The 20,587-nt window shown below is 66.8% G+C and carries 16 protein-coding genes; 12 read left to right on the top strand and 4 right to left on the bottom strand.

Going from position 1 to position 20,587, the window contains the following annotated elements; genetic code table 11:
• Positions 1 to 97: 97 nt before the first annotated feature.
• Entirely contained in the window at positions 98 to 292 is a 195-nt protein-coding gene (locus RSO01_RS07390) for a hypothetical protein (protein ID WP_147147727.1), read from the top strand.
• 9 nt (positions 293 to 301) lie between these two features.
• On the opposite strand, the gene RSO01_RS48895 is transcribed toward RSO01_RS07390, so the two are convergent.
• Positions 302 to 1,345 (bottom strand): flavin reductase family protein, encoded by a 1,044-nt coding sequence (locus tag RSO01_RS48895; protein ID WP_246158167.1) that lies wholly within the window; start codon positions 1,343 to 1,345, stop codon positions 302 to 304.
• Between RSO01_RS48895 and RSO01_RS07380 the strand changes: the two genes are divergently transcribed.
• Genes RSO01_RS07380 through RSO01_RS07370 form a run of 3 tightly spaced genes read left to right on the top strand, consistent with a single transcriptional unit; the run spans position 1,344 to position 4,469 of the window.
• The gene (locus RSO01_RS07380; RefSeq protein ID WP_170302905.1) at positions 1,344 to 2,357 is read left to right on the top strand and encodes a diaminopropionate ammonia-lyase; all 1,014 of its coding nucleotides are present in this window, start codon (positions 1,344 to 1,346) and stop codon (positions 2,355 to 2,357) included. The two genes, RSO01_RS48895 and RSO01_RS07380, sit on opposite strands and share 2 nt — an antisense overlap.
• Positions 2,354 to 3,322, top strand: coding sequence for a succinylglutamate desuccinylase/aspartoacylase family protein (locus RSO01_RS07375; protein ID WP_308933084.1), 969 nt, complete (start codon positions 2,354 to 2,356; stop codon positions 3,320 to 3,322). The genes RSO01_RS07380 and RSO01_RS07375 overlap by 4 nt, the downstream gene beginning before the upstream one ends.
• A 25-nt stretch (positions 3,323 to 3,347) precedes the next feature.
• A complete protein-coding gene (locus tag RSO01_RS07370) occupies positions 3,348 to 4,469 on the top strand; it encodes a M24 family metallopeptidase (protein ID WP_170302903.1) in 1,122 nt (373 codons plus the stop codon).
• 7 nt (positions 4,470 to 4,476) lie between these two features.
• On the opposite strand, the gene RSO01_RS07365 is transcribed toward RSO01_RS07370, so the two are convergent.
• Positions 4,477 to 4,977 carry an Lrp/AsnC family transcriptional regulator gene (locus RSO01_RS07365; protein WP_246158165.1) on the bottom strand — a complete coding sequence of 167 codons (501 nt, stop codon included), beginning with the start codon at positions 4,975 to 4,977 and terminating at the stop codon, positions 4,477 to 4,479.
• A gap of 127 nt (positions 4,978 to 5,104) precedes the next feature.
• Here RSO01_RS07365 and RSO01_RS07360 point away from each other — a divergent pair, with 127 nt between their 5' ends.
• The 4 genes from RSO01_RS07360 to RSO01_RS07345 are packed head-to-tail and all read left to right on the top strand — an operon-like array spanning position 5,105 to position 10,218.
• Positions 5,105 to 6,223 (top strand): ABC transporter substrate-binding protein, encoded by a 1,119-nt coding sequence (locus RSO01_RS07360; RefSeq protein ID WP_170302902.1) that lies wholly within the window; start codon positions 5,105 to 5,107, stop codon positions 6,221 to 6,223.
• A gap of 13 nt (positions 6,224 to 6,236) precedes the next feature.
• Positions 6,237 to 8,003 (top strand): ABC transporter permease subunit, encoded by a 1,767-nt coding sequence (locus tag RSO01_RS07355; RefSeq protein ID WP_147147717.1) that lies wholly within the window; start codon positions 6,237 to 6,239, stop codon positions 8,001 to 8,003.
• Positions 8,000 to 9,139, top strand: a complete 1,140-nt coding sequence (locus tag RSO01_RS07350; RefSeq protein ID WP_147147715.1) for a M24 family metallopeptidase — start codon at positions 8,000 to 8,002, stop codon at positions 9,137 to 9,139. The genes RSO01_RS07355 and RSO01_RS07350 overlap by 4 nt, the downstream gene beginning before the upstream one ends.
• Positions 9,139 to 10,218, top strand: a complete 1,080-nt coding sequence (locus tag RSO01_RS07345) for an ABC transporter ATP-binding protein (RefSeq protein ID WP_147147713.1) — start codon at positions 9,139 to 9,141, stop codon at positions 10,216 to 10,218. The genes RSO01_RS07350 and RSO01_RS07345 overlap by 1 nt, the downstream gene beginning before the upstream one ends.
• An 11-nt stretch (positions 10,219 to 10,229) precedes the next feature.
• Here RSO01_RS07345 and RSO01_RS07340 read toward each other — a convergent pair whose 3' ends face one another.
• A complete protein-coding gene (locus RSO01_RS07340; RefSeq protein WP_147147711.1) occupies positions 10,230 to 13,973 on the bottom strand; it encodes a PAS-domain containing protein in 3,744 nt (1,247 codons plus the stop codon).
• Positions 13,974 to 14,389: 416 nt separating this feature from the next.
• Between RSO01_RS07340 and RSO01_RS07335 the strand changes: the two genes are divergently transcribed.
• On the top strand, positions 14,390 to 15,097 hold the full coding sequence (locus tag RSO01_RS07335) for a response regulator (protein ID WP_147147709.1): 708 nt from the start codon (positions 14,390 to 14,392) through the stop codon (positions 15,095 to 15,097).
• A gap of 277 nt (positions 15,098 to 15,374) precedes the next feature.
• Positions 15,375 to 16,445 carry a recombinase RecA gene (recA, locus tag RSO01_RS07330; protein ID WP_174825921.1) on the top strand — a complete coding sequence of 357 codons (1,071 nt, stop codon included), beginning with the start codon at positions 15,375 to 15,377 and terminating at the stop codon, positions 16,443 to 16,445.
• 284 nt (positions 16,446 to 16,729) lie between these two features.
• Here recA and RSO01_RS07325 read toward each other — a convergent pair whose 3' ends face one another.
• Positions 16,730 to 17,386: a YkgJ family cysteine cluster protein gene (locus RSO01_RS07325; RefSeq protein ID WP_170302901.1), complete on the bottom strand. Its 657-nt coding sequence runs from the start codon at positions 17,384 to 17,386 to the stop codon at positions 16,730 to 16,732.
• 99 nt (positions 17,387 to 17,485) lie between these two features.
• On the opposite strand from RSO01_RS07325, the gene alaS reads away from it, so the two are divergent.
• Both alaS and RSO01_RS07315 read left to right on the top strand, forming a co-directional pair.
• Entirely contained in the window at positions 17,486 to 20,137 is a 2,652-nt protein-coding gene (gene alaS / locus RSO01_RS07320; RefSeq protein WP_147147705.1) for an alanine--tRNA ligase, read from the top strand.
• A 9-nt stretch (positions 20,138 to 20,146) separates the two neighbouring features.
• Positions 20,147 to 20,530 (top strand): hypothetical protein, encoded by a 384-nt coding sequence (locus tag RSO01_RS07315; RefSeq protein WP_147147703.1) that lies wholly within the window; start codon positions 20,147 to 20,149, stop codon positions 20,528 to 20,530.
• Positions 20,531 to 20,587: the final 57 nt, after the last annotated feature.

The raw sequence follows: 20,587 nt of genomic DNA, 5'->3' as shown, positions 1-20,587 counted from the left end.
TTTCCGGCTCGCAATACGGCGAAGATACGGCGCCGGCTTACAGGGATTTCATGAGGAGAGGGCAGTGCTGCTCTCGCCCGGATGGGACCCTGGGACCATGTTTCAGCTGATTGGCAGCCTCCTGGCATTCTTCGCCGTCATTTCCGTCGTTGCCGACGCGCCGCTTGCCGGCACCGTGTTTGCCCTGTTGACCTTCATCTGGGTCGTTGTCGCCAAGCCTGGCCGTCATTCGGCAGCCGCCAAGGTCGAGGCGACGTGGGATTCGATCTACGAAACACCTTTCAACCGTTGACGTCAGTGGTCAAACAGTTGGGGGCGCCAGGGTCGCAACCTCATTGTTGCTGACTTCCTTCAGGCTCACGATGTCGACCAGGCGGGAATAGTTGGGGCCGCCGATGCGGGCGGGCGGGCGGAATTTCCTGAAGTCGACCTTGCCGTCGCTGAACAACTCGTCCGCGATGACGAAGGACAGGACCTCGCCGATGACCAGCTCGTTGTGCTGCTCACCGAATTCGTGGATCTCGCGCAGCCGGCATTCGAGCGCGATGGGCACGTCAGCGAGGCGAGGCACGTCGATCAGCCGGCTCGGCGCCAGCTGCAGGCCGAGTACCTCTGCCTCGCTCACATCCGGCGGATAATCGAACGAGCTCTGGTGCATCTCCTCGAGCAGCGCCTCGGTCACCACATTGACCACGTAGGTGCCGCGGCGGCGCAGGTTGTTCACGGTGTCCTTCAGCTTGCCGTCGCGGCGACCCATGTTGATGGCGAGCATGGGCGGGCGATTGCTCACATAGGTGTAGCAGCTGAAGGGGGCGGCATTGACCCGGCCCTCCGGGTCCATCGATGTGACCCAGGCGATTGGCCGCGGCACCACGATTCCCGACAGAAGGGTGTAACCATCGCTTGCGGTCAGGTCTTTGGCGTCGAATATCGGCATGCTGCGTACCTCCCGCGTGTTCGTGCGGAGGCTAGCGAAGCGGTGCGCGCGTATTCGGCGTTTGCCGTGCCGCGTCGCCGGATTTGCCCGCGGATGCGCCGCGGGATGACGAAAATGGAGGACTTCGGCCCCAATCTGTTTCGTCCCGCCGCGCTCGATGGCAGCGGCGGAGAACATTTCCCGCGCGGGGAAGGTGTTTTTTGCTGAAATGCGGCAAAACCGATGCCAATTCGCCGCCCACCTGCAGGCATGCGCTCCCAATCTGCCGGCGATGGAAACGACGACGCACACGCGACACCGACCGTCGGCATTGCTGACGGGCCTGCATCCCGATGCGAAGAGACTGGCGGAGACGGCAGAAGCGATTTTGCCAACGTCGCGCCGGCGCGCCGCGCAGCGCGAGATCATGTCATGGGAAGGCTATGCGCCGACGCCGCTTCGCGCGCTGCCGGGGCTGGCCGGCCGTTTGCAGGTGGCCCATCTATGGTGCAAGGACGAAGGCAGCCGTTTCGGGCTCGGTAGCTTCAAGGCGCTGGGCGGCGCCTATGCCGTGCGCGAGCAGATCGGGTCGAAGCGGGGAAGTCTGGTCGTCGCCTGCGCCACCGAGGGAAATCACGGCCGTTCCGTCGCCTGGGCGGCACGCCGCTTCGGAGCGCAGTGCATCATCTATCTCCATGCGCGCGTGAGCGAAGCGCGCGAGCAGGCCATCGCGAACTACGGCGCCTCGATCCGCAGGATCGTCGGTACCTATGACGACGCGGTGCGCCAATGCGCCGTCGACGCCGAGCGCGAAGGCTGGACCGTGATCTCCGACACGTCGTGGGCGGGCTACGAGGAGATTCCGCGTTCGGTGATGGCGGGCTATACCGTGCTCACGCGCGAGATCGTCGAACAGATGGCGGGTGAGGCGCCGCCGACCCACGTGTTCCTGCAGGGCGGAGTCGGCGGCATGGCAGCGGCGGCGCTGGCCGACCTCAGCGAACCCTATCCGCTGGCGGCAACACGCTACATCCTCGTCGAGCCGCTCGATGCGGCCTGCCTGATGGCAAGCCTCAGGGCCAACCGGCCCATCCGCATCGAAGGCGAGATGAAGACCGTGATGGCGGGCCTCGCCTGCGGCGAACCCTCGCCGATCGCCCTCGAGATCGTTGGCGCCGGCGTTTCCGCGGCGATCGCGATCGGCGACGATCTGGTCGTCGAGGCGATGCACATGATGGCTGCGGGCGGGCAGGGCGATTCCCGCATCGTCGCCGGACCGTCCGGCGCGGCCGGCTTGGCGGGCCTGCTGGCGCTTCGGAGTAACGAGGAAGCCTGCCGGGCTCTCGAGCTTGGCCGGCAAAGCCGCGTGCTGATCATCAACACCGAAGGCGATACCGACGCGGCAGCCTACCGGCGCCTGATGGGAGCAGGCCGTCCGTGACGCCGATCGATCTGGAGAGGCTGAAGACCGGCCGTCACCGCATCGTGCTGCGAGTCGACGCCGGTCCGGCGCAGCCGCCCATCGAAGTTCCGGTGCATATCTTGCGTGGGCGCAAGCCCCGGCCATGCCTTGCCGTCGTGGGCGGCGTGCATGGCGACGAGTATGACGGCATTCGCGCGGCGCAGCGGCTGGCCGCGGAACAGATGCCCGACGCACTCGACGGCACCCTGATCGTGATTCCGGTCGCCAATCCGAGCTCATTCGCTGCGGGCCAGCGGCCAACGGCGATCGACAATGTCGACCTCAACCGCGTGTTTCCAGGCAAGGTCGACGGCGGCGTGTCCGAGCGCCTCGCACACACGCTCACTGAAGCCGTTCTGCGCCACATGGACCTGATCTTCACGCTGCACGGCGGCGGCGCAGTGACGCGGCTGGCCTGGTATCTCGAGTTCCTCGATGCCGACACGGACACCGGCCGACGATCCCATGCTGCAGCGGCGGCTGCCGGGTTTGCCAACCTCATTGCCTTCGCGCCGGAAACGGAAGGTTACCTGCTGCCCGCGCTTGGCAGGCTCGGCGTGCCCGTGATCGAAGGCGAGGTCGGCGGGCGCGGCGAGCTGCATCTTGGGAATGTCGACTACTATCTCGAACGGATCGCAGACGTGATGGCATATCTCGGCATGGTGCCGAAGCGGGTGCGGGCTGCCGCGATGTCGTTCTCCAAGGTCTGGCAGAACAGCGACGTGATGGCGGCGGCGGCCGGCGTGCTGCAGCGGGACGTGGAACTGCACCAGGCAGTGAGCAAGGGGCAGCGTCTGGCGGTGATCGTCGACGTCGAAGGCCGGGAGCTTGCCGAGCTTGTCGCGCCGTTCGATGGCGTGGTGGGCGGCTATCGCGGCCATTCGTGGATTCAGACCGGGCAGATGGCGTTTCGCCTGTTCGTGCCCGTTGCCAGAGGGAGTTGAGGATATGGGCGACAGGGGCAGCGCAATGGCGTTCGAGAAGGCGGAGTTCCGGGCGCGGGTTGGCCGCATCCAGCAGCGCATGCGTGCGCGCGGCGCCGACGCCCTGATCGTCGATGTCGGGGAGTTCATGGCGTACTTCTGCGGCTACGAGGTGTCGCTCAACATGTACCGTGCGCTGGTCGTGCCGGCGAGCGGCGAGCCGGTGATGATCCTGCGCGAGCTCGACGAGGCGCCGTACCTCGAACTCTCCTGGTTGTCCGAACATGTGACGTTCCGCGACTGGGACGATCCGGTCGCCATCGTTGCCGACTTCCTGCGGCGCAAGGGATTTGCCGAGAGCACGATCGCCGTCGACCTGCAGTCCTACGCCTTGACCGTCGCACGCCACGACGCCTTCAAGGCGCTGCTGCCGAAGGCGCGCTTCATCGACATGTCGGATGAGCTGATGCGCTCGACCCTGGTCAAGTCGGCCGCTGAGATCGCCTATCAGCGCAAGGCGGCAGGCATCGTCGACACGGTGATGCGCGAGACGATCGAGTGGGCCAGGGAAGGGATTTCGGAGCGGGACGTGCAGGCCTTCGTCTCGGCCGGTTTCTTCAATCATGGCGCCGACCACGGCCTGGTCGGCCCGATCACGGCCGGCACGGGAGAGAATTTCCTGCATGGGCTCGCTCACAATCGCGCCCTGAAGCGTGGCGATATCCTGCATCTTGAGCTCGTGCCGAAGTACCGCGGCTATACCTCGCGGCTGATGCGCTCGACGGTCCTCGGCGCGCCGACCGGCGAGCAGAAGGCAACTGCCGCCAAGCTCGCCGACCTGCAGGACCGTCAGTTCGCCGCGATTCGGCCGGGGGCCACGGGCTGCGACATCGATGCGATCTGCCGGCAAGGCGTCATCGATGCCGGCCTACGCACCGTCTACAACAACGTCACGGGCTATACGCTGGGCTTCTATCCGGCGTCGACAGTGCGCTCGAGTAACTTCTATCGCGCGTTCCTGCCTAACGCCGACTGGCAGTTCGAAGCCGGCATGGTGTTCCACGCTTATGTGTCGGCACAGGGCCTTGCCTTCAGCGAAACGATCCTCGTAACCGAGACAGGCTGCGAGCGGCTGACGCAGATGGAGCGCAAGCTCTTTTCGAAGTGACCGCCGTCTAGACGTCGTCCTCGTGCCAGACAATCGGCGTCTTGGTGGTGAACTTGACCTGCTGCATGCAGGCGTATGACTGGAAGGCACGGACGTTCCTGTCGTTGATGAAGGCGCGTTCGGCGAACGTGCCGTACTCCTCCATCGAAGCGACATTGACCACCAGGATGAAGTCGGCGCTGCCGGTCACGTAGTAGCATTGCGTGACTTCGGGGTGGTTGCGCATCGCCTTCTTGAAGCTGTCGAACAGGTCGGCCTGCTCGCGCTCGACCGATACCAGCACGATCAGCGTGACGCGCGGGCCGGTGGCGCGCGGCGACACCAGCGAGACGTCGGCGGTGATCATTCCTTCGGCACGCAGTCGCTTCAGTCGCCGCTGGCAAGCCGAAGAAGACAATCCGACCTTTTCGGCGAATTGCTCGGCGGTGAACTGGTTGTTCTCCTGGACGGCATTCAGCAAGGCCACGTCGAACCGGTCCCATTTGTGATTTCGCCGAGGACTGATCACTCATCTCTCCCAAAATGCACGATTTCCGCGCCGACTACCCGAATTTGCCCATTTATCGCAGGGCTGCGCGCCGAAAATACCTTCAGGGACAGTGATGAACAATGCCATCGGGAGAAGGGGATTGGCGATGAAGACTGGGATCAATCGACGTCTGCTCCTGCAGACCATGACGATCGCCGGCGGCATATCGGTCAGCCGAAGCCTGTTTCCAGCGCCGGCGCTGGCCAAGGACCTCAAGGGGACCGGGACGGTCGCCGTCTATGACGGCGGCGGATCATGGGGCGAGGCGAAGCGGATCGCCTATTTCGAGCCCTTCGAGAAGGAGACCGGCATCAAGGTGGTCATCGTGCCGCGCACCGACACCGGTGCGGTGCGCGCCAGCATCCTGGCGGGCGCCCCGCGCTACGACGTCACCATCCTCTCGGGCAGCACCACGGCGACGTTCGCGCGCGAGGACATGCTGCTGCCGATCGACTACAGCTACTTCGAAACGGCCGATCTCGACGGGTTCGACCCCGTGAAGCCCGGCAAGTTCTCCGTGCCGCACATCATCTACTCGCTGGTCCTCGCCTATGACGGCGCGAAGTTTGCCGCCGGCGGTCCGGCGAGCTGGGCCGACATCTGGGACGTCAAGAAATTCCCGGGCCCGCGATCGCTGCCGACCGGCACATGGGGCGGCGACGGCGGAACATTCGAGTGCGCCCTGATGGCCGACGGCGTCGAGCCGGCCAATCTCTACCCGCTGGACTGGGACCGTGCCTTTAAGAGCCTCGACAGGATCAAGCCCAACATCCTGAAATGGTGGGCCAGTGGCGCCGAGGGCCCTCAGCTCATCGTCGACAAGCAGATCGCCGCCGGCAGCGCGTGGAACGGCCGCGTCTCGGCGGCCAACGAGCAGGGCGCCAAGATCGGCTTCTCGTGGAACCAGGGTATTCTCCAGTACGACAACTGGGTGCTGCCCAAGGGCGCCAAGAACACCGTCAACGCCCAGAAGTTCATCGCCTTTGCGTCGCGGCCGGAGAACCAGGCCAAGTTCGCCGAGCGCATCCTGTACGCGCCGCCCAATGCCAAGGCCTACGACTTCCTGAAGCCGGAGCGCGCCAAGCTGCTGCCGACGCAACCGGAAGCCCGCAAGCTCCAGTTCGTGCAGGACTACGAGTTCTGGAACGCGACGCGGCCCGACAAGATGCCCAACAACAAGTACGCCGTCGCCGAATGGGAGAAGTGGATCGCGGGGGCGCGCTAGCGTGGCGCAGACCATGGCAGCAGGCCGCCGTCCGGTTCTCGGCACGGCGGCCATGCTGGCGCCGATCCTCGTGCTCTTCCTGGCGGCCTACGTGCTGCCGCTGGGTGGCCTGGTCGCTGACAGTTTCCAGCGCGAGGGAGACTTCACCTTCGCCAATCACACGGCGTTGCTGGAATCGCGCGCCTTCCGGATCATCCTGTGGCGGACGTTGACGCTCTCTTTTGTCGTCACGCTGATCTGCCTGCTCATCGCCTATCCGCTGGCCTATGTCCTGGCCCGCCTGCCGTCGCGCTGGGCGGCAGGCCTCCTGCTTCTGGTTTCCGTCCCGTATGTCACCAGCATTCTGATCCGGAGCTACGCCTGGGTCGTCCTGCTCGCCAACAACGGTGTGGTGAACAAGCTGTTGCTGGCGAGCGGCCTGGTCGACGAACCCCTGAAGCTGGCCTTCAACGAAACCGGCACCTACATCGGCATGGTCCATGTGCAACTGCCGCTGATGGTCTTCCCGCTGTACGCGGCGATGCACCGGATCGACCGATCCCTGCTGGCTGCCGCCCGCAACCTCGGCAGCACGGCCGCAAGCGCCTTCTGGCACATTTTCCTGCCGCTTTCCCTGCCCGGCGTGGCGAGCGGCTGCACGCTGGTCTTCCTGTCCTGCCTCGGATTCTATGTCACGCCGGCGCTGCTGGGCGGCCCGGGGCAATACATGCTGGCGCAGGGCATCACCGTGCGCGTCCTGACCTTGGCCGACTTCGCCGGCGCGGCGGCACAAGCGACAGTGCTGCTGCTGGTCGTCGTGTTGCTTTTCGTGGCCTTGCGCCGACGCTTCGCTGCGGGCCTGGGCATCGAGAGCACCGGCCGTTCCGGGCGCACCACGGCAGCCAGAGGCCTGCGCGCCTGGCCCGCGCCCTTGGAAGCGGCGATCGAGGTGCTGTCCGGTCCGCTGCGTGCTCTGGGCAGCATGCTGAGCATCGTCGGCGGGCCGGTCGTCGCGGTGCTGGCCGTGTTGGCGTTGCTCTTCCTGATCGTGCCGCTGCTGATGGTCATTCCGCTGGCCTTCAGCGACAGCCCCTACCTGACGTTTCCACCGCCGGGATACTCGCTGCGCTGGTTCAAGACGTTCCTTGCCAACGCTCGATGGCTGGACGCGGCGGGCTTCAGCCTTGGCGCAGCCGGCATCGGCGCCGTGGTGAGCCTCATCGTCGGCATTCCCGCTGCCTTTGCCGTCGTGCGCCGGCCCATGATGGGACGCCTGCCGCTCTATCTGCTGCTGATCTCTCCCCTGATCGTGCCGCACGTCATTGTGGCGCTGGCGATGTACTTCAGCATGGCTCGCGTGCAGCTGATCGGCACGCCGCTCGCCTTCGTCATCGCCTATGCGCTGATCGGTGCGCCGTACGTCTTTGTGCTTTTCGTCGCCGGCCTGCTGCGCTTCGACCGTTCCCTCGAGATGGCGGCGGCCAACCTCGGGGCAACGCCGGTGACCGTACTGCGCACGGTGACCTTGCCGCTGTTGCTGCCGACCCTGGCTGCTGCACTGCTCTTCGCCTTCATCATCGGCTTCGACGATGTCGTGTTCGGTCTGTTCCTGGCAGGAACGAACGCCACGCCGCTGCCGATCCGCATGTGGGACGACATCCGCCTGGAGATCAGCCCGCAGATTGCCGTGGTCGCCGTGCTGCTGTTCGCGGCCCTGGCGTTGGCCTACGCCGCCTATCTCGCGCTCGGCCTGTTGGGCGACCGCAGAAGCCGGATGCCGGGGGGAGGGCCTATCGCATGACACAGGACCTATCCTTCTCGCGCGACGAGTACGAGGCGCGCCTGGCGGTCCTTCGTGCCGCCCTGGCCGGCGCCGGGCTCGACGCGGCGATCGTCGACGAGATCGAGGCCATGACCTACTTCAGCGGCTACGGCGTTTCCGACACGATGTGGCGAGCGCTCGTCGTTCCGTTGCACCAGCCGCCGTTCCTGATGGTGCGAAGCCTGGATGCGGCGCCGGCTCGTGCCCGGGCCTGGACGGAAATCGTAGGATATCCCGATTGGCGCGATCCAATCGATGTGCTGGCCGAGGCGCTCGAGAGCCGCGGCTTGGCGCAAGGCCGTCACGGGCTCGACCTGGAATCGCCATCGATGCCGGCTGGCCGGTTCAATCGTCTTTGCGCGCGTCTGCCGGCGGTCGACTTCGCGGATTTCGGCGCCCCCCTGCGAGCGCCCCGCCTGCGCAAGTCGCCTGCCGAGATCGCTTATCTGGAGCGTGCCGCGGCCATTGCCGACGTCGCGATGGGCCGCGCCGTCAGTGCCGTCCGTGAGGGCGGCCGGCATCGCGACGTCGCGGCGGCCGCCGCCGTCGCCTATCTCGAGCTCGGTGCCGACGATGCGCTGGTTGGGCCGCTGTCCGCCGGGACGGACTGGGACTCGCTGCATGCGCCTGCCCACGACGAGTCGCTGGCGGCCGGCGCGGTTGTCCACGTCGAGCTGGTGCCGCGCGTGCGGGAGTACAGCTCGCGCCTGATGCGGTCGGTCGTGGTCGGCAGGCCGACGCCGGCGCAGCAGGATACCATCGCCCAGCTCGCCGAACTGCAGGATCGCCAGATCGCGGCTCTCGTGCCGGGAGCAGTGGCGCGTGACGTCGATGCCGTGCTGCGCCGGCCGATGATCGAGCGCGGCCTGCGGCCATCCTATGAGAACGTCACAGGCTACACGCTCGGCGCCTATCCTTACCCGACGCCCCGCATCAGCGACTTCGAGCATTGCCTGACGCCCGCGGCGGCCTGGATGGTCGAGGCGGGAATGGTGATGCATCTTTATACGTCGGCGCGCGGACTGGCGCTCAGCGAAACCGTGCTCGTGACCGCCAATGGTCCACGCCGGCTGACCTGCACTGCCCGCACGCTTTTTTCGACCCAAGGAGCCTGATGTCAGACAGCAACCAAACCGGTGCAGCGGTCGCCGTTCGCGGACTGTGCAAGAGCTACGGCAACGTGCAGGCCGTGAACGACGTGACGATCGAGATCGGCCGCAGCGAGTTCGTCGCGCTACTGGGACCGAGCGGCTCGGGCAAGTCGACCATTCTGATGTCGATCGCGGGCTTCGAAACGCCCAGTAAGGGCGACATTCTGCTGGATGGCCGTCGCATCAACGAGCAGCCGCCGCATTCGCGCGGCATCGGCATGGTGTTCCAGAAGTACGCGCTGTTCCCGCATCTGACCGTGGCGGAGAACATCGCCTATCCACTACGGCGCCGTGGACTGGCACGCGCGGAAATCGCACGGGAAACCAGCCGGGCGCTGGAAATGGTGCGATTGACGGGGTACGGCGCGCGCTATCCGTCACAGCTTTCCGGCGGCGAACAGCAGCGCGTGGCGCTTGCCCGTGCACTGGTCTTTCATCCACCCGTGCTGCTGATGGACGAGCCGTTGGGCGCCCTCGACCGCAAGCTGCGCCAGCGCATGCAGATCGAGATCAAGATGCTGCATCGGGAGATCGGCACCACGATCATCTTCGTGACGCACGACCAGGAAGAGGCGCTGTCGATGGCCGACCGCATTGCCGTCCTTGATCACGGGCGTCTGCAGCAGATCGGTGCGCCACGCGAGCTCTACGACATGCCGGCCAATGCTTTCGTCGCCGACTTCATCGGCGAAACGAATCTGCTCGACGTCGAGGTCGTCGAAAGTGGAGCCATTCAGACGACCGTCAAGCTGCTGGGCTCCGCGGCGGGCTTCAGATGTGGACCGTCCGATCGACCGGTCGGCAGGAAGCAGCGGTTGGGCATACGGCCAGAACACGTCGAAATCGTCGACGCGGAAGAGGGGATTGGCGCAACCGTGATCGAGACCGCCTACGGCGGCGCGACGACCAATCTGCTGCTCGAGATCGGCACCCAGCGTCTGGCCGCGCGAGTGCAGGTCCAAAGGGCTCACGGCCTTTGGTCGGTCGGAGACAAGGTTCGTGTGCGTCTGAACGCTGATACTTGCCGGCTTTACGACTCCTAACAGCGGCGGCGCTAAGCGCCGATCTCCGCCTGCGCCCGTTGCACTTCGACGGCCAGCGGCCCCAGCCCATCCTGACACGTCGCGCGGTCGCCGGCCTTGGCGGCCCGCTCCAGCGTCTGCGCCGCATCGCCGAGCGCCCGCGCGCCGACCGCCAGCGCGCTGCCCTTCAGCCGATGCGCTGCTGCCGCCAACGCGGCGAGATCGCCTGCCGCCATCGCCGTCTCGATGTCGTGGCGCGACTCGGAGGCCGAGCGGCTGAACTTGGCCAGAAGGTCGCGACGCGCGGCCTCGTCGTCCTGCAGCCAGGGATCGAGCACGGCGCGGTCGATCGCGGGGGCGTCGTCGCCGGCATCGCGCAGCCAGCGCTGCAGGGTCGCGCGCAGGCGCGGCAGGCTCACGGGCTTGGCAAGATAGCCGTCCATGCCGGCGGCGCGGCAGCGCTCGTCCTCGCCCGCCATGGCATTGGCCGTGACCGCGACGATCGGCGTGCGCGGCCGGCCGTCGGCCGCTTCGAGGCGGCGGATCTCGCCCGTCATCTCGAAGCCGTCCATCAGCGGCATGTGCACGTCGGCGAAGACGATGGCATAGCGGCGCGCACTCCACGCTTGCAGCCCCTCGCGCCCGTCGCCGGCCGAATCGGCACCGACGCCCAACGCCTGCAGCTGGCGCACCAGCACTTCGCGGTTGATCGGATGGTCGTCGACCACCAGCACGCTGTTGCCGGCGACCCGGGGCGAGGTCGGCGCCGTCTCGGTCGGCACCTCGATCACCGGCAGGTCGACCAGCGGCGAATCGGCGGGGGCTGCCATCAGCTCCAGGATCACGGTGAAGGTCGAGCCAGCGCCGGCGGCGCTTTCGACAGTGACGTCGCCACCCATGAGCTGCGCCAGCCGCCGCACGATCGACAGGCCGAGGCCGGTGCCGCCGTAGCGCCGCGTCGTCGAGCTGTCGGCTTGGGAGAAGGGCTGGAACAGGCGGGCCTGCTGGGCATCGTTCATGCCGATGCCGGTATCGCTGACCGTGAGCACGACATGGACGCGGCCGTCGCCCATCGGCTCGGTGCGGGCGCGGATCATGCCGCCGCCGCGCTCGGTGAATTTCAGCGCATTGCCTAAAAGGTTGAACAGGATCTGGCGCACCCGTGTCGGATCGCCCAGCAGCACGTCGGTCGAGCCCGGCGCCACCGCGGCGACCAGCGACAGGCCCTTGCGCTCGGCCTGCGGATGGAACGTCGCCACCACGCTGTCGACCAGCCCGGTCAGCGAGAACGGCGTCTCCTCGAGCTCGAGGCCGCCCGCCTCGATCTTGGAGAAGTCGAGCACGTCGTCGATGATGCGCAGGAGTGCCTGGGCCGATTCGTGCATGGTCGCCACGGTGCGCGCCTGACCCTCGCGCATGCCCTCGGCCTCCAGCACCTCCATCATGCCCAGCACGCCGTTCATCGGCGTCCTGATCTCGTGGCTCATGGTGGCGAGGAAGGTCGACTTGGCCTGGTTTGCGACCTCGGCCTGCTCGCGCGACTTCTCGGCGGCGACCAGCGCCTGCTCGAGGTCGCGCTGGCGGCGGCGTTCCTCGGAGACGTCGCTCACCAGCACGACGGCGCGGCCGTCGGAGGCGTAGTCCAGCGATATGCGCGCCCACTTGTCGGGCCCATAGGGAATCAGCGCGGGCCGGCCCGAGCGCATCGTGGTGAGCTGGCGCTCGGCCCATGCCTCGGGCGTCTCCTTGGGCGGCTTGAGCACCTTGCCGGCGAAGTGCACCGCGTCTCGCAGCACGACGCCCGGTGTCACGATCTCCGGCAGGCCCTGCATGAAGCGCCGATAGGCCTCGTTGCACTGGACGAGACGCTCGTCGCGGTCGAGGAAGGCGATGCCGTCATCCATCGCTTCCATGGCGAGCAGCAGGGTCTGGCGCGCCTCGACCGCCGACTGGCGGGCGCCTTCGAGGTCGGTGACGTCGCGGAACATGCCGAGCCGCCAGCCGTTGTCGAGCACCGTCATCCGGAAATGCAGCATGTGCTCGCGCCGCTTGAGCAGCATCCAGCCTTCGGTGCCCGCGGCGAAGATCTGCTTGCGCGTGGCGACGAACGCGGCGCGCTGGTCGGCCTCCATCGGGCCGAAATCGCCGCGATTGATCTGGTAGTCGAGGATCGACCAGGCATCGCGCAGACCGTTCAGGGTCGCCCGATCGAGATTGAGGAACCGGAGCGTCGCCTCGTTGAAGAACAGCCATTTGCCGTCGGCGTCGTAGACCAGCAGCGCGTCCGGCATCTCGTCGAGCACGGTCTGCAGGGTGCCGCGCGAGCGCTCGAGCTCCTGCTCGCGCGTCTTGAGCTCGGTGATGTCGCGATAGGTCACCAGCAGGCGGCCGTCGGTCAGCCGGTGCGAGGTGATCTCGAGCGTGAGCCCGTTGCGGCCGGTGCGCACGAACGGCTCGACGTTGCCGTTCTCGATGATGGCCATGCGGCGTGCCAGCTCGGCGTCGACGTCGGGAACCGGGCCGAAATCGCCGCGCATGAGCTGGAAGCGGACGATGTCGGCGAGGTTGATGTTGGTGGCGATGGTCGTGGCATCGAGGTCGAGCAGGCGGCCGAAGGCGGCATTGTGGAACAGCAGGCCGCCGTCCGGAGCGTAGAGCGCCGCGCCGTCGCCCATGTTGGCGAGCACCGAGCGCATGGTGGCGCGCGTGCGTTCCTGCTCGGACTGCGCCTGGCTGAGCCGGTTCTCCTGCTCGACGATGTCGGTGAGGTCGCGATGCATGGTGAGCACGCGGCCGCCCGGCAAGGGCCGGTACGTCACCTCCACCGTGCGGCCGGTGATGGTACGGCGTCGCTCGGCCGGCTGGCCCGGCAGGTTGAAGCGCGCGGCGCGGCTGGCGATCCAGCCCTCCAGGCCGCCGGGCAGCTGGTCCAGCGGACCGTAATCGCCACGCAACGCGCGAAAGCGGATGATGTCCCTGAAGGTCGGCAACCCCTTCAGCACCTCGTCCGACATGTCGTGCAGCCGGGCCATTGCCCTGTTCTGGTAGACCCAGCGACCGTCGCCCTCGTAGAGCAGTGCGCCGTCGCTCATGTTGTCGAGCATGGTGCGCATGGTCTCCTCGGCGAAGGCGACGTCGCGGTGCGCATCGTCGAGGCTCTTGGAGAGGTCGTGGGCGGCGAGGTCGCGGGCGATCTCGGCGCGCGTGCGCTTGCGCTCGATATGGGCGAACAGGCTCACGATGATGACGAAGCCCAGCATGATGGCGGCGAGCCCGATGGCGTGGCGGTCGCCGTCGCCCAGCACCAGCACGCCCGCCATCGGCAGCATCAGCGCGGCGGCTGACAGCGTGTAGGTGCGCCCGTCGAGGCCGCGCGACGGCGTGCCGCCGATGATCAGGCAGATCGCCAGCGCCCACAGCGTGCGTTCCTCCTCGGCCGGCAGGGTGGCGAAGAAGCCGCCCATCAGGCCGTTGGCGAACGAGGTCGGAACGGCGGTGACGGTATAGAGCCAGCGCCAGCCGGCGAGGCTCACCGCCGACGGATCGCGCCGATAGGCGACCTGGACGCGCCACGAGCCCCACACCGAGACGACGTAGACCGCCGCCGGCACCAGGAACATCCAGAGCGGCGCCAACCCGGCATAGAGGGCGGCCGCCGCGATGCCAAAGATCGGCAGCGCCAGCACCTTGGGCAGCGTCGGGACCTCGACCAGGCGATGGGTGACGACCTGCTCGATCCGCTTGGGATCGATGCCGGCGATGTCCAATTGGGCCATTCAGTCATGCTGAAAGGTCGACGTATCGACCGTGTGTCGCCGGTCCGTGCGCTTTGTATCGTGTGTGTTGCCGATGCGCGGTCCGCGACATGTCCGCGACACAAAGCGTCCGGTTCTGCAACACGCACGGCACACGAAAATGGTCGGCGCGACACAGCGACGACTTGTGATCCGGGCATGGTCCCGCGCCCGGCGGACCGCATGTCGCGGCGGTCTGTGTGCATGACGGCGCGCCGGGGGAAATGTCAGGCTCTCTGAACTGGAAGGGCTTTATCCAGGCCTGCGCGGCCGCACCGGGGCGATCTGTACCGAGGAACTCGCCCGCGCCCATGGCGGCGTCATCTTCAACAGGTCACGCTTCTGACAGTCATTTGCCTTTGCGCGGCATGTGCTAGGGTTGCCGGGCAGGGGGAAGAGTGGACAAACGTCAGCACATCGTCGTGGTCGAGGATGAGGCGGCCCAGCGCCAGCTTCTGCTCGATTATCTCAGCCGTCAGGGATTCCGTGTCAGCGGCTTCGAATCGGGCGCCGGGTTGCGCCGCATGGTCGAGCGCGAGATGCCGGCCCTGGTGCTGCTCGATGTCGGCCTGCCCGGCGAGGACGGCTTCGCCGTCGCCCGCTGGCTGCGCGAGAAGAGCGGCCGCATCTGCATCATCATGGTGACGGCGGCGGGCGACACGGTCGACCGCGTGGTCGGCCTCGAGACCGGCGCCGATGACTACATCCCGAAACCCTTCGATCCGCGCGAGCTTTTGGCCCGCATCAAGAGCGTGCTGCGCCGCGCCCAGGGCACGGCGCCGCCGTCGGCCGGGCCACGGGTGCGTATGGGCCGGCGCGTGCTCGACCTCGAGAAGCGCGTGCTGGTCGATGCCGACGGCAGCGAGGAGACGCTGTCGGCGAGCGAGTTCGACCTCCTGAAGGTGTTTGCCGAGAATCCCAACCGGCCGTTGGCGCGTGATTGGCTGCTCGAGACCATCGGCCATCGCGAGATGGAGGTGTTCGATCGCGCCATGGACCTGCGCATCACGCGCATCCGTCGCAAGGTCGAGAAGGATCCCGCACATCCCGAGGCGATTCGCACGGTGAGGGGTGTGGGCTACATGTTCGTGCCGCCCAAGGATTGAGTCTTCCGGACCGCGCGCATCCTGCGCGCCTCATGATTCGTGAGCGCGCAGGAGGCGCGCGGTCCGGCAGAGTATGACTCTCCTGACTCCCGCTTTCCCCATAGACGCGAACGACCGGGGCGAACATATCTAGAACTTGTGTCAAGAACATTAGTTTTATCAGGGGGTTATTTGCCCCCTTGTCGATTGGAACAAAATGGGTACATTGGCCCGACCCCAGCGGACTTATCCGCATTGCCGCTCCCGACAGGGGCGTGGGAGAACAAGGAGACAGCGAATGTCCGCAATGCTGAAAGTGGTTGAAAAAGAAGGCATGGAAAACAAGAACAAGGCGCTGGACGCCGCCCTGGCCCAGATCGAACGGGCCTTCGGCAAGGGCTCCATCATGAAGCTGGGCCAGCGCGAGGCGCTGGAGATCGAGGCGATCTCGACCGGCTCGCTGGGGCTCGATATCGCGCTCGGCATCGGCGGCCTGCCCAAGGGCCGCGTTGTCGAGATCTATGGTCCCGAGAGCTCGGGCAAGACGACGCTCGCGCTGCATGTCGTGGCCGAGGCCCAGAGGAAGGGCGGCGCCTGCGCCTTCATCGATGCCGAGCATGCGCTCGACCCGGGCTATGCCAAGAAGCTCGGTGTCGACATCGACAACCTCCTGATTTCCCAGCCCGACGCCGGCGAGCAGGCGCTGGAGATTGCCGACACGCTGGTGCGCTCGGGCGCCATCGACGTGCTGGTCATCGACTCGGTCGCGGCCCTGGTGCCGAAGGCCGAGCTCGAGGGCGAGATGGGCGATTCGCTGCCCGGCCTGCACGCCCGCCTGATGAGCCAGGCGCTGCGCAAGCTCACCGCCTCGATCTCCAAGTCCAACACGCTGGTGATCTTCATCAACCAGATCCGCATGAAGATCGGCGTCATGTTCGGTAGCCCCGAGACCACGACGGGCGGCAATGCGCTGAAGTTCTACGCCTCGGTCCGCCTCGACATCCGCCGCATCGGCGCGCTCAAGGACAAGGACGAGGTCATCGGCAACCACACCCGCGTCAAGGTGGTGAAGAACAAGGTGGCGCCGCCGTTCAAGGTCGTCGAGTTCGACATCATGTACGGCGAAGGCGTGAGCAAGACCGGCGAATTGATCGACCTCGGCGAGAAGGCCGGCGTCGTCGAGAAGTCGGGCTCCTGGTACTCCTACGACGGCCAGCGCATCGGCCAGGGCCGCGAGAACGCCAAGAACTTCCTCAAGGAGCACCCCGAGATCGCCCAGGCGATCGAGAACAAGGTGCGCGCCAACGCCGGCATCCTCGCGGGTGCCCTGATGGATGGCGGCAAGGAAGACGAAGAAGACGAGGACTGACGCTCCTCGCTGTCATCCCGGGCGCAGCGCCTGCCCTGAGCGTAGTCGAAGGGAGGGATCTTTACTCGCAGCCGAAGATCCCCAGGGCTGCCGCCTCGGGATGACAGAGAGACTTTGCCCAGGTTTCGCGACAAGGATCCCCCTGTCTCCTGTCGCCGGGGCGGTGCTGTACCCCCACGCACAGCGCCGCCCCATTCTTTTTTCGCGCAGCGCAAGAACGGGGCGGGCGTAAGCGCATTCATATGCGCGGTAGCTCGCGCCGTGCAGAACGAATCCCGTCGTTTCTAACTGCTCGCCGACGACATCCGCTTCAAAAACCGCTGCACCCATTCCGGCCCCGTCCGCCGCTCCACCTTGCGCGACCGCGTCCTCGCCCACGCCATCAGCATCGCCAGCGGAAACCAATCGTCCTTCTCGTCCTGCAGCCTGCGCGCGGCCATCGACACCTTGGGCACAGCCACTGGCGTCACGCCCTCCTGCTTGGGGCCTGCGCAAAGCGCGGCCGGCGACGTCACCAGATACTCCCGGCAGACCAATGGCCGCTCGGGATGAATCGAGCAGCTCTCGTCCTCGAGGAACGGGCAGGGCACGCCAAGCGCGAAGTATGCCGTCGACAACTCACGGTCGCTGCGCCCCCGCCGCTCCGTGAGGCCGCCGCCCTCGATTGCCGCTTCGGCAGCGGCGAAGCGTGCCTTCAGCACCTCGCGCCGCTCCGCCGGCATCGCCTCGACGACCTGCAGCAGTCGCTCACCCTCCGTGCGCGACACCGGCACGAGCTGACGGCAGCACGCGCCGCAGCCCTTGCGGCAGGAGATTGCCTTGCCCATTTCTGCCGCCTCGACGACCGCGTTCACCAACCCCTGCAGGGCGGGCACGACCTCGGCCGCGGGAACCGCCGCGTTGGGCACGGTGATCGGATGAACGATCCTGAGATCGCCCATCGTGAGGCGTAAAGTTGCGGTGGAATGGGCCGATTCGGCCATTTTCCGGCAGGTTCCCCGTTCTGGACGAAGGCTTGGCCCGCACGCTACAAGCAGCGCATGCAAAGCGTCAGCGACATTCGCCGCACCTTCCTAGAGTACTTCGGCAAAAACGGCCACGAGATCGTGCCGTCGAGCCCGCTCGTGCCGCGCAACGACCCGACACTGATGTTCACCAACGCCGGCATGGTGCAGTTCAAGAACGTCTTCACCGGCCTCGAGAAGCGCGCCTACAGCCGCGCCACGACGTCTCAGAAGTGCGTGCGCGCCGGCGGCAAGCACAACGACCTGGAGAATGTCGGCTACACCGCGCGCCATCACACCTTCTTCGAGATGCTGGGCAACTTCTCGTTCGGCGACTACTTCAAGGAGCGCGCGATCGAGCTCGCCTGGAACCTGATCACCAAGGAGTTCGGCCTGCCCGCCGACCGCCTGCTGGTCACCGTGTTCAGCGAGGACGAGGAGGCGGCGGGCTACTGGCGCAAGATCACCGGTTTCTCCAACTCGAAGATCATCCGCATCCCGACCTCGGACAATTTCTGGGCGATGGGTGACACCGGCCCGTGCGGTCCGTGCTCGGAAATCTTCTTCGACCATGGCGATCACATTCCCGGCGGCCCGCCGGGCAGCCCCGACCAGGACGGCGACCGCTTCATCGAGATCTGGAACCTGGTCTTCATGCAGTTCGAGCAGCTGACCAAGGACGAGCGCGTCAACCTGCCCAGGCCGTCGATCGACACCGGCATGGGTCTGGAGCGCATCGCCGCCGTCCTGCAGGGCAAGCACAACAACTACGACATCGACCTCTTCCGCACCCTGATCGAAGCGGTGGCGCACGAGACCGGCGTCGATCCCGACGGCCCGCAGTCGGCCTCCCACAAGGTGATCGCCGACCATCTGCGCACCACCGCGTTCCTGATCGCCGACGGCGTGCTGCCGTCCAACGAGGGGCGCGGCTACGTGCTGCGCCGCATCATGCGCCGTGCCATGCGGCACGCGCACATCCTCGGCGCGCAGGATCCCATGGTCTTCAAGCTGGTGCCGAGCCTGGTGCACGAGATGGGCGATGCCTATCCCGAGCTGGTCCGCGCGCAACCGCTGATCACCGAGACGCTGAAGCTCGAGGAAGGCCGTTTCAAGAAGACGCTGGGCACCGGCCTCAAGCTCCTGGAGGACGAGACCAAGGCGCTGGACGCGGGCGGCACGCTGAAAGGCGACATCGCCTTCAAGCTCTACGACACGTTCGGCTTCCCGCTCGACCTGACGCAAGACGTGCTGCGGGCGCGCGACATCACCGTCGACACCGCGGGCTTCGAGAAGGCGATGGACGAGCAGCGCGCCAAGGCGCGTGCGGCATGGGCCGGCTCGGGCGAGACCGCCGACCAGGCGATCTGGTTCGACGTACGCCAGAAGGTCGGCGCGACTGAGTTCCTGGGGTACGACACCGAGCGCGCCGAGGGCCAGATCAAGGCGATCGTCGTCGAAGGCAAGGAAGTCCCGGCGCTGAAGGCGGGCCAGACCGGCTGGATCGTCACCAACCAGACGCCGTTCTATGCCGAATCGGGCGGCCAGCTCGGCGACAACGGCCGCTTTGTCGGCGCCAATGGCGAGGCCGCGATTCTCGACGTGCAAAAGCGCGTCGGCGACCTGCATGCCCATCACGCCAAGGTCGACAAGGGCGAGCTCAAGGTCGGCGACGACCTCGCCATGAGCGTCGATCCGATCCGCCGCGCGCAGCTGCGCGCCCATCATTCGGCGACCCATCTGCTGCACGAGGCGCTGCGCCGTCATCTCGGCGAGCACGTCACGCAGAAGGGCTCGCTGGTGGCGCCCGACCGGCTGCGCTTCGACATCAGCCACACCAAGGCGATCTCTCAGGACGAGCTGCGCAAGATCGAGGACGAGGTCAACGAGCGCATCCGCAAGAACTCGTCGGTCGACACGCGCCTGATGACGCCGGAGGAGGCGATCGCGGCCGGCGCCATGGCGCTGTTCGGCGAGAAGTACGGCGAGGAAGTCCGCGTGCTCTCCATGGGCGGCGAGGACGGCCAGAAGTATTCGGTCGAGCTGTGCGGCGGCACCCATGCGCTGCGCACTGGCGACATCGGCCTGTTCCGCATCATCGGCGAGGGCGCGGTCTCGGCCGGTGTGCGCCGCATCGAGGCGGTGGCGGGCGCCGCGGCCGAGGAGCATGTGCGCCACCAGGCCCAGCTGCTGGCCGACGCGGCGGCGGTCCTGAAGGTGCGCGCCGAGGATCTGCCGACGCGCCTGCAGGCGCTGGTCGACGGCCAGCGCAAGATCGAGCGCGAGCTTTCGGATGCGCGCAAGGCGCTGGCGATGGCCGGCGGCGGTGCGGCTCAGGCGGCCGACGAAGTGCGCGATGTCGGCGGCGTCAAGCTGATCGGCCGCGTGCTGAACGGCGTGCCCGGCAAGGAGCTCAAGGGCATGGCCGACGAGTACAAGAAGAAGCTGGGCTCGGGCGTGGTCGCGCTGATCGGCGTCGAGGACGGCAAGGCCTCGGCCGTGGTCGGCGTCACCGACGATCTGTCGAAGAGCCTGAGCGCGGTCGAGCTGGTGAAGGCGGGCGTCGCGGCCTTGGGCGGCAAGGGCGGCGGCGGTCGGCCTGACATGGCACAGGGTGGCGGTCCCGATGCGGCCAAGGCGCCGGAGGCGTTGAAGGCAATCGAGGCGGCGCTGGCGGACGCCAAATAAGGAGCCCCCATGAAGGTACTCGTCCTCCTCGCTACCCTCGTGCTGACGACGGCGGCCTGCGCGCCGAAGAACTTCTCCATGGAAGGCAAGGACGCCGAGCAGATGACCAAGGACGAATCGCAGTGCCGCGCCCAGGTCCGCCAGCAGGCGCAGCAGGAGCGCAACATCGAGGACCAGCGGCGCGCGACATTTGACGGCGAGCGCGAACGCTTCGGCCAGCAGGACCTCTACCGGACGATGGACAACCAGGGCTACAAGAACAACGTCGAGCGCATGACGGCGCGCTGCATGGAAGCGCGCGGCTGGGCGCCCAAGAACCAGAACGCGGTCAGCGCCTGGTGGAACCGGGTGTCGACGTTCAACACGCCGGTCGGTGGCGGCGGCGGCAAATAGTTCTTGCCGGACCGCGGGCCTCCAGGCCCGCTCATAAATCATGAGGCGGGCCTGGAA

Source organism: Reyranella soli (assembly GCF_007992495.1).
Lineage (GTDB): Bacteria > Pseudomonadota > Alphaproteobacteria > Reyranellales > Reyranellaceae > Reyranella > Reyranella soli.
The sequence above is the reverse complement of the archived record's forward strand: the minus strand, read 5'-3'. Positions and strand labels throughout refer to the sequence as shown.

Excerpts from the sequence above, each read along its gene's own strand:
- RSO01_RS07390 (WP_147147727.1), top strand. The coding sequence starts at position 98 with ATGTTTCAGCTGATTGGCAGCCTCCTGGCATTCTTCGCCGTCATTTCC.
- RSO01_RS07380 (WP_170302905.1), top strand. The coding sequence starts at position 1,344 with ATGTCATGGGAAGGCTATGCGCCGACGCCGCTTCGCGCGCTGCCGGGG.
- RSO01_RS48895 (WP_246158167.1), bottom strand. The coding sequence starts at position 1,345 with ATGATCTCGCGCTGCGCGGCGCGCCGGCGCGACGTTGGCAAAATCGCT.
- RSO01_RS07370 (WP_170302903.1), top strand. The coding sequence starts at position 3,348 with ATGGCGTTCGAGAAGGCGGAGTTCCGGGCGCGGGTTGGCCGCATCCAG.
- RSO01_RS07360 (WP_170302902.1), top strand. The coding sequence starts at position 5,105 with ATGAAGACTGGGATCAATCGACGTCTGCTCCTGCAGACCATGACGATC.
- RSO01_RS07355 (WP_147147717.1), top strand. The coding sequence starts at position 6,237 with ATGGCAGCAGGCCGCCGTCCGGTTCTCGGCACGGCGGCCATGCTGGCG.
- RSO01_RS07350 (WP_147147715.1), top strand. The coding sequence starts at position 8,000 with ATGACACAGGACCTATCCTTCTCGCGCGACGAGTACGAGGCGCGCCTG.
- RSO01_RS07345 (WP_147147713.1), top strand. The coding sequence starts at position 9,139 with ATGTCAGACAGCAACCAAACCGGTGCAGCGGTCGCCGTTCGCGGACTG.
- RSO01_RS07340 (WP_147147711.1), bottom strand. The coding sequence starts at position 13,973 with ATGGCCCAATTGGACATCGCCGGCATCGATCCCAAGCGGATCGAGCAG.
- recA (WP_174825921.1), top strand. The coding sequence starts at position 15,375 with ATGTCCGCAATGCTGAAAGTGGTTGAAAAAGAAGGCATGGAAAACAAG.
- RSO01_RS07325 (WP_170302901.1), bottom strand. The coding sequence starts at position 17,386 with ATGGGCGATCTCAGGATCGTTCATCCGATCACCGTGCCCAACGCGGCG.
- alaS (WP_147147705.1), top strand. The coding sequence starts at position 17,486 with ATGCAAAGCGTCAGCGACATTCGCCGCACCTTCCTAGAGTACTTCGGC.
- RSO01_RS07315 (WP_147147703.1), top strand. The coding sequence starts at position 20,147 with ATGAAGGTACTCGTCCTCCTCGCTACCCTCGTGCTGACGACGGCGGCC.